Genomic DNA, 15,037 nt, shown 5'->3' with positions numbered 1-15,037 from the left:
GGGGCGGATCGGCAGCCGCTGCTCCAGCTCGCTGAGATATTCCACCGCGATCGGCATCGCCGCCGCGTTGAACACGGTCGCCGAGGTCCGCTCATATTCGCGGGCTTCAGGGTTGACCTCGTGCGACAGCGAGACATGGGCGACGACGTCCTTGAGCCGCTCGCCGAGCATCTTTTCGTGGACGGGATTAGCATAGGCGTGAAGCAACGCGACCGCGACGCTCTGGACGCCGGTCCCTTTCAGCCACGCCACCAGACGCTCGATCTCGGCGTCATCAAGAGCCTTTAGCACCCCGCCCTCGTGATCGAGGCGCTCGGCCAGCCCAAAGCATCGCTCAGGCGGCACCAAAGGCGGTGATTTCGGGGGAATGTCGAGGCGGTAGAGATCGCGGCGGCGATAGCGCGCGATCTCCAGCACATCGGCAAATCCTTCGGTCGCGACCAGTGCCACCTTCGGCAGCCGGCCTTCGACGATCGCATTGGTCACGCGCGTGGTGCCGTGGACGAAGCGCTTCACCTCGCTCTTGCGCAGGCCCACCGCCTCGATCGCCTCCAGCATCGCCTGAACCGGCGCCTGAGGCCGCGACGGCACTTTTGCGATCCGCGCCTCAGCGGAATCGCGCCGGATGGCGATGATGTCGGTGAAAGTGCCACCGATATCGGTGCCGACTTCCCAATGATGGTCGGAAGAGCTCATGTGCAGTCAGCTACGCGTGACGCCCGAACCGGACGCCGGGTCCTTGCCGTTCATCGCAACGTCCAATGCCAAACCGAGAGCGCTCATCATGCATCCCTTGTCATGCCACCACCTGCGAGCGTGCGACAGAGCGACTGGCTCGGGATAGGGCCAGAATTGTCGCAAATCACTAGACCAGCGCGCGATCGCCGGCGCACGCCGCGCCACGCGCTGCACGTTTTGGTGCAGTGATGCCTCCGCAGAGTGCAGATGAACGTCGTACCTTCCAAGCGAGAAACGTGCAGCGCACCACGGATTTCACCGCGCAAACCGTGATGCCCGCTGCACTGCAATCGGAGCGATTGAGATCGTCTGTCTAATTTGAAGGCGATCGGGTGGCGCTGCGGTATAGCTGAATGCCTACGAGCTATGCATGGCGGTCGGCTCAGCCTCTCTTTATTGTACGAACAGTACGAGAGGATATTGCCGGCCCGGTTGGCGCGTTGCGGCGACGGCTGCCGATGCAATCAGCGATTCTCGCGAGCAGCGGCGCGGCATCCTCGACGTGCAGGCGCCCGTAGCCAAACACCAGCCCTTGCCGCGTCGGGGCTTCCAGAAAATTCTGCGACAATTGCTGCACGTGGATACCGGCCTGCTTCAGGCTTGCGGCCGCCTCGCGATCGCTCATCCGTGCCTGCATCGCCTCGGTGAACAGCGCGACGAGATGAAGCCCGGTGACGGCGGAGGACACGGAGAGATCATCGGGCATCAGCGTCGTAATCGCATCGATCAGCGCCTTCCGCCGCTCCGCATAGAGCCGCCGCATCCCGCGCAGGTGCCGCAGCAGCTGCCCCTCCCGCATGAATTCGGCGAGCGCGAGCTGTCCGATGCCGGAGGTGTGCACGTCGATGCGCGCGCGGCCCTTCGAAAATCCGTCGATGAAACGCCTGTTCGCAACCAAGTAGCCGAGCCGCAAATTCGGCATCATGATCTTCGAGAAGGTGCCGAAATAGATCACCCGCCCCTCGCGATCGAGCGAGCGCAGGGACGCGATCATGCTGTCCTGGTGCCTGAACTCGGAATTGTAATCGTCCTCGATCACCCAGACGTCGTTCCTGTTGGCCCAATCCAGCAGCTCGAGCCGCCGCTCCAGATGCATGCTGACGCCAAGCGGATATTGGTGCGACGGCGTGACCACGACCAGCTTCGCACGCGGTGCGCGCCTGATGCCCTCGGAGACGACGAGGCCCTTGTCATCGACGGGAATCGGAACGAGCTTCGCGCCCGCGGCCGTCAAGGCCCAGCGTGCCTCGATGAAGCCGGGCTCCTCGACCCAGACCTCGTCGCCGGGATCGAGGATCATCCGGCTACAGAAATCCAGCGCACCCGACGTGCCTGATGTGACCACGACCTCCTCCGGCGCGCAGACCAGCCCCCGCACCGAGCCAAGAAAATTCGCGATCTCGCTCCGCAAGCGCGGATGTCCCTCGGGCGGAAGATCGAGGCACTCCTGCTCGCGCGGATTTTGCCAGCTCTGGCGCAGCAGGCGCGACCACTCCTTGAAAGGAAAGGTCGAGATATCGGGGGCGCCGGGCGCGAACACGGACGGCCAATTGGTCTCGTACTCCAGGCCGAGCAGCGATTGCCAGCGCTTCGACATGTGGGCGGGCGCGGCCGCGGGCGTGATCGAAGGCGGCTCCGCATGCGGCGCGGCGACGGACGCCACCATGACGCTGCCGCGCGGCGTCGATTCCAGATAGCCCTCGGCGTAGAGCAGATCCCATGCGGTCAGCACCACCGTGCGCGAGCAGCCGAGTTCCCGCGCGATCTCCCGCGAGCCCAGGAATTGCGTTCCGGCCGGAAAGGCGCCGCGCAGAATCCCGCTGCGGATATGGGCCGCGATCTGCAAATGCAGCGGCACGGCCGAGGTCCGGTCGATATGCATCCCCGCAAGGGAGACGCGCTGGTGCGGTTGACGGCTCTTGTCCATGGAGGCGGTTGCTGGAAGGCAGGCGATGGCCGCCGGCGTCGCCTCAGGATGCGTCAGGAGCGGATTCGGGTCCAGTCTCCGCTGGATCAGTCACCCCGACCGTGTGGTAGGCGCGGCCAAAATAGATCAGATTGTCGGTGCAGCCGGATCGTTGCAGGGCCACAACCCGGCAGAACAGCACGTCATGCGTGCCGACATTGACGATATCGGCAATTTGGCAGTCGAACGCGGCAGAGCAGTCGGCCAGCACCGGCGCACCGGTTTCGAGTGTCGACCACGCGGCTGCGGCAAATCGCTCATCCGCTGGCACCTTGCCGCCGAACAAGCGGGATAGCGGCTCGTGCCGGGCCGAGAGCACGTTGACGCACACCACCCTGTTCTGCACCACGCTGGCATAGGCGGAGGAGCCGCGGTTGATGCAGACCAGCAGCGTCGGCGGATCGTCGGTGACGCTGCAAATCGCCGATGCGCTAAATCCGGCGCGGCCCGCACCGCCGTCGGTCGTGACGATGCTGACGGCGGCGCCGAGACAGGCCATCGCGTCGCGGTAGTCCTGAGAGGCGACGTCCGGCATGCTCATGCCTCGATGGCCGATGCAAAGGCGAGCCCGCGCAGGACCTGCGCCAGCACGGAGGCGCCGGCGGCGACATGATCGGGCTCGGCCCATTCGTGCTCGACGTGACTCGCGCCGTCACGGCACGGAATGAAGATCATCGCGGCTGGACAAACCTTGGCGAGATGCCGGGCGTCGTGACCGGCGGCCGAGAGGATGTCCATGGCCGAATGCCCCTGCTCGCGCGCGGCCTTCGCGATGCTTGCCCGCAGGGCGGGATCGAAGGCGTTTGAGGGCGCATCGACGAGCGGCGTCACCGTGACCGTACAAGGCGGGACAGTCTCCTGGCAAAGTGCTTTGATGCGCGCACCGGCCGCATCGAGCACCGCATTATCAGGGTGACGCAGATCGATGCTGAAGCTGACGCGCGACGGCACCACTGACGGCGCGTTCGGCACGACCGTGACGCGGCCGATGGTGAACTTGATGTCGATATCGATGGTGCCGATTTCCGCATGGAGCGCGGTCGCCATCCGGGCAAAGGCTGCGAGCGCATCCCGCCTCTCCTGCTGCGCCAGTGTGCCGGCGTGTCCCTCGGCGCCCTCGACCACGACCTGAAAGGTCTTCTTGCCCTGGATGCCGGTGACGACACCGATGGTGCATGCGGCGGCTTCCAGCAACGGCCCCTGCTCGATGTGCAGTTCGAGATAGGCTGCGGCCGCAAAGCCGAGCGGTCTGTGGGGCACATCAGGGAAAGCGTGGTGGAGGCGGTCGAGCGCCTCGCCAACGCTGACGCCGTCGGCATCGCGCGCGGCGCGGATTGCGTCCATGTCGCGCTCGCCGGTAAAGGCCTCCGAGCCCATCATGCCCGGGGCGAAGCGCGAGCCTTCCTCGTTCATCCAGGCGACGACGATGAGGTCGCGCGCGGGCTTCTCGCCTTGCTCGGCAAGCGAAACCGCCGCCTCCAGCGCCGCCATCACGCCGGCTGCACCGTCGAATTTGCCGCCGGTCGGCTGGCTATCGAGATGACTGCCAAGGAGAAACGGCGGCGCGGTGCGATCGCGGCCGGCCAGCGTCAGGAACAGGTTTCCCGCCGTATCCGTCGACGGCGTCAATCCCGCTTCAAACGCCCAGCCGATCACACGTCGCCATGCGGCGATCTCGCCGTCGCTCAGCGCCTGGCGGTTGACCCCGCCGGCGGGAGTCGCACCGATCTCGGCGAGCGACATCAGGCGGGTCCAGAGCCGATCGGCGTTGATCAATGGCTGGCTCGTCATCGACTATTTCGTGCGCATGATCTGGCCCGGCAGCGCGCGCGGATCGCGCGGCAGCCAGTGCCCGGCCTCGACCTGGGCGATGAACTCGGCGAGCAGCGCGTTGAACGCCGCGGGCTCTTCGAGGTTCAGCGTGTGACCCGTCTTGGGGAAGACTGACAATCCGCAAGCCGGGATGGTCTTTTTCAGGAAGATGCCGGGCTGGAGGCAATGATCGTCCTCGTCGCCGACGACGACCAGCGTCGGCACCATCATCTTTTTCAGACCGTCCTCGAAATCGTAGAAGGATGGCCGGCGCGCCTGGACGCCGCGCATGGTGTTGGCGGCGCCGCGATCGGAGTGAGTGGCGAGGCGGTCGGCGAATTCCTGCCAGCCGCGCGGATCCTTGTTCTGGAACTGCACCCGGCTCGCGCCGAGCGCGTAGACCTTGGAAAATTCCTTCGCGCCCTGCTTCTCGAAATTGTCCGCGACTTCAAGGGAAACGCCGCGAAAATAGTCCTCGAACTCCTTCTCGCAGCCATAGCCGGCGCCCGCGACCGTGAGCGACAGCGCGCGCTCCGGCGTGCGCAGGCCGAAATGCACCGTGCAGAAGCCGCCCATGGAGAGGCCGACGATGTGCGCCTTGTCGATGCCGAGCGCGTCGAGCACGGCAACCGCATCGTCAGCGGCAATCGCCTGCGAATAGGCCTCCACACTGTCGGGCACATCCGACGGCGGATAGCCGCGCGCGGCGTAGCTGATGCAGCGGTGACGCCGGCTGAAATAGCGCAGCTGCGGCTCCCAGCTTGCGTGATTGCCGCCGAATTCATGGATGAAGAGGATCGGCGTGCCCTCGCCCGTTTCTTCCACGTAGAGCTTCACGCCGTCCTTCGCTGTGATCATCGTCATCGGCATCGTCCCTAGAATTGCGGCGGCAGGTCGTTGAGCGTGCGCGCCTGCGCGACCATATCCGGCAGCAGCGTGCAAAGCTTTTCGACCCACGCCTGCGGCACGGAGGTGCTGATCTTCACAAAACGGTCGCCGAAGCGCTGGGTGTGATAGGTACCCTGCCGGATCATGATGCCCTGGCGGCGATAGCACTCGACCAGCGCCTCGGGGCGGATGCCCGCCGCGATGGTCTCCAGCACCAGGAAGTTGCCGTGCGAGGGCATGATCGGCAGCGCCAGCCCTTCGATCCCGGCCGCCGCCTCCTGGATCATCGCCTTGTTGCTCCGGTCTGTGCTGCGGACCTTCTTCATCCATTCGGTCTTGACCGACAGCCCCGCCTGCGCCGCGCGCTGGGCGATGACACTCGCGCCGAGCACGCTGGTTGAGGTCTGCGCGAACTCCTCGAACAGATCGGGTGCGGCAACGAGCGCGCCGATCCGCAGACCTGCGAGCCCAAGCCATTTCGAAAAGCTGGTCGAGACCACCGAGCCTTTCGGGGCCACATGAAGCGCCGGGGTGTGGCCATCGGCGAAATCGCGATAGGTGCAGTCGTGCACCAGCAGCGCGTCGCAATCGCGCGCGATCGCGGCAAAGCTTTCGATCTCCTCGCGGGTGTAGCGGATGCCGAGCGGATTGTTGGGATCGACGAGATAGATGATCGCGGTGCGCTCATCGACATTGGCCCTCAACGCCTCGGGCGTCAGGCGGTAATTGCAGGCGGGATCGTAGATCGGAATCTCGATCACCTCGGCACCCTGCTGGCGCGCGAACAGGCACGGCCATTTCCAGGTCGGATCAGTCGTCACCAGCGTGGTGCCCGGCTTGCAGCGCGCGCGGCAGATCATCGCCAGCGCGTTGACGCCGCCCTCGGTCACCAGCGCCTCGGCACCGGGCACGCCGAGGTCGGCAACGATCGCCTCGCGCAGCGCCTCGAAGCCGAGCGGCGGCGCATAGGCATTGAACTCGCCCGCCTCGATCGAGCGCAGCATCGCCTCGCGCACGGCGGGATGGCTCTCGACATGGTTGGTGTTCTGGCCGAGCCAATAGAGCCCCGGCGTCGCCGAGAGCTCGTCGAAATAGCGGTTGCGGACCAGCGCCGCGGATTGAGGTCCCGACATCGATGCCTCAGATCACCGAGCCGCGCGCGGCGATGCCGCCGTCGATCGTCACCACGGTGCCGGTGATGTAGCCGGACCGCGGCGAGGACAGGAACGCGACGAGATCGGCGACCTCTTCCGACGTCGCCGGCCGCTTGCCCGGATATTTGTCGTACAGTTCCTCCCAGCGGCTTTCGTCCCCGAGCATGTCGATCGACTTGCGCTTCATGATCTTGAGCATGCGGTCGGTGGCAACCGGTCCCGGATTGACCGCGACGACGCGCACGCCGTGATCGAGGCTGCGGCCGCCAAGCGCCTTGGTGAAAGACATCAGCGCGGCGTTGCCGGTAGAGCCCGCGATATAGCTCGCGTCCCAGTTCTCACCGGAATTGCCGATGATGTTGATGATGACGCCGTCCTTGCCCTTCATGCGCGGATAATAGAGGCGCGACAGCGTGATGTAGCCGAACACCTTGAGATCGAAGCCGCGCCGCCAGGCGGCGTCATCGAGAATTTCCAGCGAGCCGGCCGGGATGTCGCCGGCATTGTTGATGAGGATGTCGATGTCGCCGACCTCGGCCGCGAGCTTCTCCATCGCGGCCGTGCTCGAGAGGTCGAGCGCGTGAATGGTGATCTTCACGCCATGGCGGGCTTCGAGCTGCTTCTTGGCTTCGAGCATGGCCTCGCCGTTGCGGGCGGCCAGATGCAGATGGCACCCCTCCGCAGCGAAGAGCTCGGCCACCGCAAGTCCAATTCCTTTCGACGCGCCGGTGATCAGGGCGGTCTTGTTCGTCAGCTTCAGGTCCACAGGGGTCTCCAGGATGCAAGCTAGATATACAAGGTCTAGCAATTTGCATACCAAGCGACATCAGGGGGTCATTCGAAGGCGGCGAGGAAGTCCAGCAGGTTGTCGCCGAGCAGGTTGACGTGGTCGCGCATGGTACTGTGCGCGCGCTCAGGATCGTGGGCGAGGATCGCCTGCATGATCGCCTCATGCTCGCGAACGGTGTCGGCGATCCGGTTCGGCATGCGCGTCACCCGGCGGCGATAGGCGGCCACCTGGTTGCGCAGCTTGCGGGTCTGGTCGGCCAGGAAGGTGTTGCGCGAGGCCTCGTAGATCGCCTCGTGGAATTCCTGGTTGATGTCGTAGAAGACGTCGATGTCGCCGGTTTCGCCCGCTGCCACAAGCCGCTGGTGAATCTCGCCAATTTCAGCTCCCCAGGCCTGCGAAACACGCCTTGCGGCCAGCCTTGCGCAAAGCCCCTCCAGCTCCGCCATGACTTGGAACATCTCGATCAGCGCCTGCGCCTTGATACTCCGAACCGTCGCCCCTTGGCGGCCGCGCAGCTCGACCAGATTGTTGGCGGCCATCAGGCGGAACGCCTCCCGCACCGGCGTGCGCGAGACGCCGAAGCGCTGCGCGATCTCCTGTTCGTCGAGCCGGCTGCCTGGCTCGAGGTGGCCTGCCGCGATCGCCCCTTCGAGCTTCTGGCGCAGGCTCTCGGCCAGCGTCATGCCGGGACTTGGCGCCAGGGACTCCTGCCCGTTTTTCACGCGCCTGCCTCCAACATGTGCACCAATATCCACCATCATGTTTCTCCGATAAGGATATAAGTATACAAAATGGCATCCGTCTTCCAGCGAAACGACCGATTTTGTCTCGGAAGCGCGCGTGACTCCGACCTATTCGTCGTCCATCTCGCAAGTCTTATGCCTGATTTGCCCTGAAATGGCACTGGCACACGAGTTGCTAAGAGATTTCGACGCGGTCCGCTTTCGTATGCGAATGGCCGCCGCCATTATACAAGGACATGCTGGTGCAGGCCGCCCGCCTCCCCGATCCCGGACCGACCGTCGAAGCCCCGCAGGCTCACCCGAAGCCTGAGCCGCTGCTCGAGCTGCGCGCGATCAACAAGACTTTTGGCTCCGTCGCGGCGCTGTCGGGACTTGAGGCGAGCGTTGCCCCCGGCGAGTTCGTCACCGTCGTCGGCCCCAGCGGCTGCGGCAAGAGCACCCTCTTCAACATCGTCGCGGGCCTCGAAGAGCCCGACGCCGGCGGCATCCTGCGCTTCGAAGGCAAGAGCTGCCATGCCGCCGATCTGCTCGGCCGCGTCTCCTTCATGCCGCAGCGCGATTTGCTGTTTCCCTGGCGCAATGTGGTCGACAACGCGATCCTCGCGCTCGAGGTCGAGGGCATGCCGCGGGAGCAGGCGCGTGCCAAGGCGCTCAAGATGCTGCCCGAGTTCGGGCTCGCCGGCTTCGAGAAGCAATATCCCAATCAATTGTCCGGCGGCATGCGCCAGCGCGTCGCCCTGATGCGCACCTTCCTGTTCGAACGCGACCTGATGCTGCTCGACGAGCCGTTCGGCGCGCTCGACGCGCTGACGCGGGCGATGATGCAGCGCTGGCTGCTCGACGTCTGGCAGAAATACCGCCGCACCATTCTCTTCATCACCCATGACGTCGACGAAGCCATCTTCCTCGGCGACCGCGTGCTGGTCATGACCGCCCGCCCCGGCTCGGTGAAGCTCGAACAAATTGTCGATCTTCCCCGCCCACGCCGACCCGAGATCGTCACCTCCCCCGAATTCGTGCGCCTCAAGCGCACGCTGCTCGATGCGATCGAGGAGGAAAGCATGAAGTCGTTCCAGTCCTCCATCGCGCAGGAGAAGCCGCAGTGAACGCGATGTCAGCGAGAGAAACGCAAGTTGCGCCGAACGGTATCGATCCGGCCGAGTGGGATGCCCGCGTCAAGCTCGCAGCCTGCTATCGCATGGTCGCAAAACTCGGCATGGACGATCTGATCTACAACCACATCTCCATGCGCGTGCCCGGCCACGACGACCAGTTCCTGATCAATCCCTATGGGCTGCTGTTCGACGAGATCACCGCGTCGAGCCTGGTCAAGATCGACACCAAAGGCAACAAACTCGACGACACGCCGCAGGCCGTCAACGTCGCCGCCTTCGTGATCCATGCCGCGATCCACACCTCGAACCATGATGCGGCCTGCGTGCTGCACACCCATTCCGACGCGAGCGTCGCGGTCTCAGGGCAGGAGAAGGGCCTGCTGCCGCTGAGCCAGTTCGCGATGCGCTTCTACGACCGCCAGGCGTTTCACGACTACGAAGGCGTCGCCATCGACCTCGACGAGCAGGTCCGCCTGGTGCGGGATCTCGGTCCGCACAAGGTGATGCTGATGCGCAACCATGGCATCCTCACCGTCGGCCGCACGCCGGGCGAAGCCTTCATGCTGCTGTATTATTTCGAGCGCGCCGCGCGGATCCAGCTCCAGATGCAGGCAGCCGCCGCAGCCGGCGCCAGGCTGGTAATGCCGCCACACGAGGTCTGCGAGAAGGCCGCCCGCCAGTTCTGGGAATTGCAGGGCGACATCCTCGTGCCCGGCGAACGCGAATGGCCGGCGCTGATGCGCCAGCTCGACCGCACCGATCCATCCTACCGCAATTGATTTTCATCCTCTGGAGTATGACCATGTTGAGCCGTCGCCACGCCTTCTCCGTCCTCTCCGCCATCGCACTGGCGACCGGCTCGCTCGTCACGGCAGCGCCCGCCGCCGAATTGCAGAAGGCGAGCCTGCGCCTGAAATGGCTGCCGCAGGCGCAATTCGCTGGCTTCTACGTCGCCGCCGCCAAGGGCTACTACAAGGCGGAAGGGCTCGACCTCACCATCAATCCCGGCGGGCCCAACCTGCTGACCGAAAACCTGGTCGCGACCGGCGCCGACACGTTCGGCCTGTCCGGCGGCACCGACAGCGTGTTCGCCGCCCGCGACAAGGGCCTGCCGATCGTCTGCATCGGCGTGTCGCACCAGATCACGCCCTTCATCTTCGTCACCCGCAAGGACGGCCCGGTGAAGACGATCCAGGATTTCAAGGGTAAGACCGTCACCACCTGGTTCACCGGCGCCAATCATGTGCTGAACGGCATGCTGGCCAAGGAAGGCATCAAGCCGGATGAACTGAAGATCCAGCCGCAGCAGGTCTCGGTGACGCCGTTCGTGGACGGCAACGTCGACGTCATCACGGCGACCTATTACAACGAGTTCTACACCATCCAGTCGCGCATGCCGAAGGACAGCCTGAAGACCTTCGTCGCCGAGGATTACGGCATCACCTTCCCGCGCGACACGCTGATCGTGGCCGAGGCGACCGCCAAGGAGAAGCCGGAGCTGGTCAAGGCGTTTTTGCGGGCTTCGCTGAAGGGCTGGAAGGACGCGTTCTCCGATCCCAAGGGCGCCGTCGACACCGTGATGGCCGCAGCCCCCACGCTCGACCGCGCGCAGCAGGAGTTCATGCTGACCGAGGTGAAGCGTCTGATGACGGCAGGCGCGGCGGCGAAGAACGGCATGTTCTGGATCGACGCCGATGCGGTGAAGACCGCCCACGACTTCTTCCTGAAATACGGCGTCATCTCCAAGCCGGTCGACCTCGCTGCCGCCTATGATGCCAGCTTCATCCAGAGCATCCCGGCGGCGGACCGGCTGCCGTGAGCAACCCTGCCGCGACATCGCTCGGTGGCGGCCGCGCGGCTGCGCGGTCGATGGCAATGCCGGACTGGCTGCGCAAGCTGATCCGGCTCCTGCTCGGCCTCGCGATTGCCGCGGTGATCTGGGAAGGCGCCGTGCTGCTGTTCGGCATCCGGCCCTATTACCTGCCGCGCCTCAGCACCATTCTGATGTCGATGGCGGCGACGCCGCGCGCCTATGTCGACGGCTTCCTGCGCACGCTTGCCGAGACGCTGATCGGCTTTGCGTCCGGCGGCGCCTTCGGCGTGCTGATGGGCGTCGTGTTCTTCCGTGTCCGTGCGCTGCGCGAGATGATCTTTCCGATCTTCGTGGTGTCGCAGACCATTCCGGTCATCGCCTTCGGCGCGCTGGTGGTGCTGTGGTTCGGCAACACCCTGCTCGCCAAGGCAATCATCGCGTTCTACCTGACGTTCTTTCCGGTGACGGTGAACACGCTGCTGGGTCTCGAAACCGTCGATCCCAGGCAGGTCGACCTGATGCGCAGCTTCGGCGCCTCCAACCGCCAGCTCCTGCTGCGCCTGCAGCTTCCGACCGCGCTGCCGCAGATCTTCGTGGCGTTACGGCTCGCGGCATCGCTGAGCCTTGTCGGTGCCATCGTCGGCGAATGGTTCGGCGACACCACCGGGCTCGGGGTGCTGCTGCTCCAGGCCATGTTCACCGAGAACGTGGTCGCGATCTGGGCGGCCCTGCTCGCCGCTGCCCTGCTCGGCACCGGCTTCTATGCCGTGGTCGCCGCGGTCGAGCGCAGGCTGGTGTTCTGGAACGCCGAGCAATGAGCCGCGCCCTTGCCTCTCCTTCGCTCGCCGTCCAGCGCGGCATTCTCGGCGCCGTCCTCCTGGTCGCGTGCTGGGAAGGCGCGGCGCGCGGACTGCATCTGCCGGCCTATGTTCTGCCGGCCGTCAGCGACATCCTCGTCGGCCTGTGGTCGAAACGTGCAACGCTGATCGACGCTGCCGGCTACACCCTGCTCGAAGCACTGGTCGGCTACGGACTCGGTTGCCTGATCGGCATCGGCCTTGCCGTCGCCATCGCCCTGGTGCCGGCGTTGCGGAGCGCGATCCTGCCGCTTGCGACCGCGATCAATTCGGTGCCCGTGGTCGGCTATTCGCCGCTGATCCTGCTCTGGTTCGGCATCGGCGTCAGCTCGAAGATCGTGATGGTGGCGATGGCGGTGAGCTTCACCGTCCTGCTGTCGATGCTGGCGGGGCTCGACCGTGTCGATCGCCGCGCCGTGGATCTCATGAAGAGTTTTGGTGCCAGCCGCTTCGGCGTGCTGTGGCGCCTGCGCCTGCCGACCGCGCTGCCGCTGCTGCTCGCCGGCATGCGCGTCTCCACGGTCCGCAGCGTCATCGTGGCGATCGTCACCGAAATGCTCGGTGCGCATGGCGGGCTCGGCTGGGTGATCTACCAGGCCGTGCTCCAGATCGACTTCGTCCAGGTCTGGGCGGCGATCTTCGTGGCGTCCGCGGCGAGCCTCGCCTTCTTCGGCCTGATCGGTTTCCTCGAGCGCAAGATCCTGTTCTGGACATGATGCCATGAAACGACAGATGCATCTCGGCCTGTTCATCCTGGGCACCGGCAGCCATGTCGCGGGCTGGCGCTATCCCGGCGCCGTCGACAGCTTCCAGGACTTTGCCGCGATCCAGGAGATCGGCCGCACCGCCGAGCGCGGCAAGTTCGACCTGGTCTTCATGGGCGACAATCTCTATGCCGATGCGGCCGCCCATCCCTCCTACACGCTGCGGCTGGAGCCGCTGACCATGCTGGCCGCGCTTGCAACCTCGACCAGCCATATCGGCTTAGGTGCCACCGTCTCCACTACCTACAGCGATCCTTTCTCGGTCGCACGCGTGTTTGCCTCGCTCGACCACATCTCCAAGGGGCGCGCGGCGTGGAACGCGGTGACGACGGCCAATCCGGCCACGGCCGCGAATTTCGGCACCACCCATCCCGACCACGCCCGCCGCTACGAGATGGCCGGCGAATTTCTCGATGTCGTCAAGGGCCTGTGGGACGGCTGGGCGGATGATGCCATCGTCGCCGACCGCAAGAGCGGCGTCTACATCGATCCGGCGAAGCTGCGCCCGATCGACCATGACGGCGCGTTCTTCAAGGTGAAAGGCCCGCTCAACATCGGCCGCAGCCCGCAAGGCCGCCCCGTTGTGCTCCAGGCCGGCGGCTCCGAGGCCGGGCAAGCACTCGCCGCGCGCACCGCCGACATCGTATTCTCGGTGGTGCAGGACATCGACGAAGCCAAGGCCGGCTACGCCTCACTGAAGACGCGGCTGCCGTCGTTCGGCCGCAAGGCCGAGGACGTCACGGTGCTGCCCGGCGTGATGCCCGTCGTCGGCCGCACCGACAAGGAGGCGTTCGAGAAGCTCAACGTGCTCCAAAGCTTTGTCAGCGGCAGCAACGCGCTCGCGATCCTGTCCGACCGCTTCGGCCGCGACATGTCGGCCTACGATCTCGACGGCCCGATTCCCGACATAGCGCCCTCCGACAGCTATCACAGCTTCGCCAGCGTCATGCTCGCCAAGGGGCGCCGCGAGAACATGACGCTGCGCGATCTCTACAATCTCACCGCCGCCGCTCGCGGCCATTGGGTGCTGTGCGGCTCGGCCGAGCGCATCGCCGACACGCTCCAACTCTGGTTCGAGCAGCACGCCGCCGACGGCTTCAACGTCATGCCGCCCTATTTCCACGAAGGCTTCGAGGATTTCGTCGAGCTCGTCGTGCCCATTTTGCAAGAGCGCGGGCTGTTCCGTGCGGACTACGAGGGCACGACATTGCGCGATCACCTCGGCCTCGCGCGGCCGGCCAATCCGTTCTTTGCGGTTTAGAACGGAATGAACCAAGCGGCCGCGGGCTCGGTGCACCTCTCCCGCCTGCGGGAGAGGTCGGCGCAACGCGCCGGGTGAGGGTTCTCTCCTCTTGGGGGTTCTCGATTGAGGAGATACCCTCTCCCCATCCCTCCCCCGCAAGCGGGGGAGGGAGCACACCTCCCTCGCTGTAGCATTCGAACCTAATCTCATCATGCTCTAGCTAGAACGCTCCCGCAATCCGCAGCGCCTGTTCGAGCGCCTGCAACTCGCCTCGCGTTGCCGGCGGTTGCGGTGGACGCGCCGCGTCGCATGAAAGACGCCCGAGCAGCTTCAGGCAGGCCTTGAGCCGCACTGTCGCGCGCCCTCCCGGGGCATCGCGGTAGATCGCGACCGCCAACGGATAGAGCTTCTCGTGCGCGGCGCGCGCCTTCTCCCAGTCGCCGGCTTCCGCCGCATTCCACAGGCTGACCACGAGTTCCGGCACGACGCAGGCAAGGCTGACCTGGCTGCCAGCGGAGCCGACGAGATAGCTCGTCAACAGGTGCTCGTCGCCGGAGCCGAGCACGACGAACTCCGGCCGCAGCTTATGGATCAGCCGCAGGTTCTGCTCGTACGTTGCGACCTCCCAGCTGCCTTCCTTGATCGCAACGAAGCGAGGGTCGGTAACGAGCCGTTCCAGCAGCGACGGCGCATAGGCCATCGCGCCCGCACCGACCGGAGCGGCATAGAGCATCAAGGGAACCGTCGTGGCATCCCTGACATGGCGGTGATGATCGATGACGCAGTCGTCAGCATGGCCGAGCGCCCAGCTGTTCGGCGGGAACACCAGAAGCCCGTCCGCGCCCGCCTGCTCCAGCGCGGCTGCCTCGCGCGCAGCCTCAAGGCTCGATTCGTGATTGACCCCGGAGACGATCAGGCAGTTCTTCGGTGCGTGCTTACGCGCCAGCTCCACCACGCGCCGCTTCTCGGCCAGCGACAGCACAAAATTCTCGCCGGCGTGGCCGTTGATGAGAAGCCCATTGATGCCGGGCGTGGACGCGACCGAAGCGAGATGCGTCGCCAGTTGCGCCTCATCGATCCCGTAATCGGGCGTCATCGGCACGATCGTGGCGGCATGGATGCCGTGCAGGCGATCGCTGAATGTCCGCATCCCG

15 protein-coding genes are annotated in these 15,037 nt (G+C 65.4%); 6 read left to right on the top strand and 9 right to left on the bottom strand.

The window, feature by feature from the left end; translation table 11 throughout:
• The 8 genes from PMI42_RS08010 to PMI42_RS07975 form a co-directional block, all read right to left on the bottom strand.
• Positions 1-696 (bottom strand): hydantoinase/oxoprolinase N-terminal domain-containing protein (locus tag PMI42_RS08010; protein WP_008132399.1); only part of this gene is annotated, 696 nt, incomplete at its 3' end.
• A 424-nt stretch (positions 697-1,120) separates the two neighbouring features.
• A complete protein-coding gene (gene pdxR, locus PMI42_RS08005; RefSeq protein WP_008132398.1) occupies positions 1,121-2,665 on the bottom strand; it encodes a MocR-like pyridoxine biosynthesis transcription factor PdxR in 1,545 nt (514 codons plus the stop codon).
• Positions 2,666-2,708: 43 nt separating this feature from the next.
• On the bottom strand, positions 2,709-3,239 hold the full coding sequence (locus tag PMI42_RS08000) for a flavin reductase (RefSeq protein WP_008132395.1): 531 nt from the start codon (positions 3,237-3,239) through the stop codon (positions 2,709-2,711).
• Between the two features lie 2 nt (positions 3,240-3,241).
• Positions 3,242-4,495: a Zn-dependent hydrolase gene (locus PMI42_RS07995; protein ID WP_008132393.1), complete on the bottom strand. Its 1,254-nt coding sequence runs from the start codon at positions 4,493-4,495 to the stop codon at positions 3,242-3,244.
• Between the two features lie 3 nt (positions 4,496-4,498).
• Positions 4,499-5,380 (bottom strand): alpha/beta fold hydrolase, encoded by an 882-nt coding sequence (locus tag PMI42_RS07990; RefSeq protein WP_008132392.1) that lies wholly within the window; start codon positions 5,378-5,380, stop codon positions 4,499-4,501.
• Between the two features lie 11 nt (positions 5,381-5,391).
• Positions 5,392-6,537, bottom strand: coding sequence for a pyridoxal phosphate-dependent aminotransferase (locus PMI42_RS07985; RefSeq protein ID WP_008132391.1), 1,146 nt, complete (start codon positions 6,535-6,537; stop codon positions 5,392-5,394).
• A gap of 7 nt (positions 6,538-6,544) precedes the next feature.
• On the bottom strand, positions 6,545-7,324 hold the full coding sequence (locus PMI42_RS07980) for an SDR family oxidoreductase (RefSeq protein ID WP_008132390.1): 780 nt from the start codon (positions 7,322-7,324) through the stop codon (positions 6,545-6,547).
• Positions 7,325-7,392: 68 nt separating this feature from the next.
• Complete coding sequence (locus tag PMI42_RS07975; protein WP_202802804.1) at positions 7,393-8,109, bottom strand: GntR family transcriptional regulator; 717 nt, start codon at positions 8,107-8,109, stop codon at positions 7,393-7,395.
• A gap of 224 nt (positions 8,110-8,333) precedes the next feature.
• On the opposite strand from PMI42_RS07975, the gene PMI42_RS07970 reads away from it, so the two are divergent.
• Genes PMI42_RS07970 through PMI42_RS07945 form a run of 6 tightly spaced genes read left to right on the top strand, consistent with a single transcriptional unit; the run spans position 8,334 to position 13,901 of the window.
• Entirely contained in the window at positions 8,334-9,197 is an 864-nt protein-coding gene (locus PMI42_RS07970) for an ABC transporter ATP-binding protein (protein WP_008132388.1), read from the top strand.
• Positions 9,194-9,985, top strand: coding sequence for a class II aldolase/adducin family protein (locus PMI42_RS07965; RefSeq protein WP_008132386.1), 792 nt, complete (start codon positions 9,194-9,196; stop codon positions 9,983-9,985). Before PMI42_RS07970 ends, PMI42_RS07965 begins: the two co-directional genes overlap by 4 nt.
• A 23-nt stretch (positions 9,986-10,008) precedes the next feature.
• On the top strand, positions 10,009-11,025 hold the full coding sequence (locus tag PMI42_RS07960) for an ABC transporter substrate-binding protein (RefSeq protein WP_008132385.1): 1,017 nt from the start codon (positions 10,009-10,011) through the stop codon (positions 11,023-11,025).
• The gene (locus PMI42_RS07955) at positions 11,022-11,837 is read left to right on the top strand and encodes an ABC transporter permease (RefSeq protein ID WP_008132384.1); all 816 of its coding nucleotides are present in this window, start codon (positions 11,022-11,024) and stop codon (positions 11,835-11,837) included. Before PMI42_RS07960 ends, PMI42_RS07955 begins: the two co-directional genes overlap by 4 nt.
• Positions 11,834-12,592, top strand: a complete 759-nt coding sequence (locus tag PMI42_RS07950; protein ID WP_008132383.1) for an ABC transporter permease — start codon at positions 11,834-11,836, stop codon at positions 12,590-12,592. The genes PMI42_RS07955 and PMI42_RS07950 overlap by 4 nt, the downstream gene beginning before the upstream one ends.
• 4 nt (positions 12,593-12,596) lie before the next feature.
• Positions 12,597-13,901 (top strand): LLM class flavin-dependent oxidoreductase, encoded by a 1,305-nt coding sequence (locus tag PMI42_RS07945; protein ID WP_008132382.1) that lies wholly within the window; start codon positions 12,597-12,599, stop codon positions 13,899-13,901.
• A 202-nt stretch (positions 13,902-14,103) separates the two neighbouring features.
• On the opposite strand, the gene PMI42_RS07940 is transcribed toward PMI42_RS07945, so the two are convergent.
• Positions 14,104-15,033 carry a dihydrodipicolinate synthase family protein gene (locus tag PMI42_RS07940; protein ID WP_035964862.1) on the bottom strand — a complete coding sequence of 310 codons (930 nt, stop codon included), beginning with the start codon at positions 15,031-15,033 and terminating at the stop codon, positions 14,104-14,106.
• Positions 15,034-15,037: the final 4 nt, after the last annotated feature.

It is taken from the genome of Bradyrhizobium sp. YR681 (assembly GCF_000282615.1).
GTDB lineage: Bacteria > Pseudomonadota > Alphaproteobacteria > Rhizobiales > Xanthobacteraceae > Bradyrhizobium.
This window is presented reverse-complemented; position numbering and strand designations above follow the sequence as displayed.

Coding starts and splice junctions, on each gene's coding strand:
- pdxR (WP_008132398.1), bottom strand. CDS start 2,665: ATGGACAAGAGCCGTCAACCGCACCAGCGCGTCTCCCTTGCGGGGATG.
- PMI42_RS08000 (WP_008132395.1), bottom strand. CDS start 3,239: ATGCCGGACGTCGCCTCTCAGGACTACCGCGACGCGATGGCCTGTCTC.
- PMI42_RS07995 (WP_008132393.1), bottom strand. CDS start 4,495: ATGACGAGCCAGCCATTGATCAACGCCGATCGGCTCTGGACCCGCCTG.
- PMI42_RS07990 (WP_008132392.1), bottom strand. CDS start 5,380: ATGACGATGATCACAGCGAAGGACGGCGTGAAGCTCTACGTGGAAGAA.
- PMI42_RS07985 (WP_008132391.1), bottom strand. CDS start 6,537: ATGTCGGGACCTCAATCCGCGGCGCTGGTCCGCAACCGCTATTTCGAC.
- PMI42_RS07975 (WP_202802804.1), bottom strand. CDS start 8,109: ATGATGGTGGATATTGGTGCACATGTTGGAGGCAGGCGCGTGAAAAAC.
- PMI42_RS07960 (WP_008132385.1), top strand. CDS start 10,009: ATGTTGAGCCGTCGCCACGCCTTCTCCGTCCTCTCCGCCATCGCACTG.
- PMI42_RS07950 (WP_008132383.1), top strand. CDS start 11,834: ATGAGCCGCGCCCTTGCCTCTCCTTCGCTCGCCGTCCAGCGCGGCATT.
- PMI42_RS07945 (WP_008132382.1), top strand. CDS start 12,597: ATGAAACGACAGATGCATCTCGGCCTGTTCATCCTGGGCACCGGCAGC.
- PMI42_RS07940 (WP_035964862.1), bottom strand. CDS start 15,033: ATGCGGACATTCAGCGATCGCCTGCACGGCATCCATGCCGCCACGATC.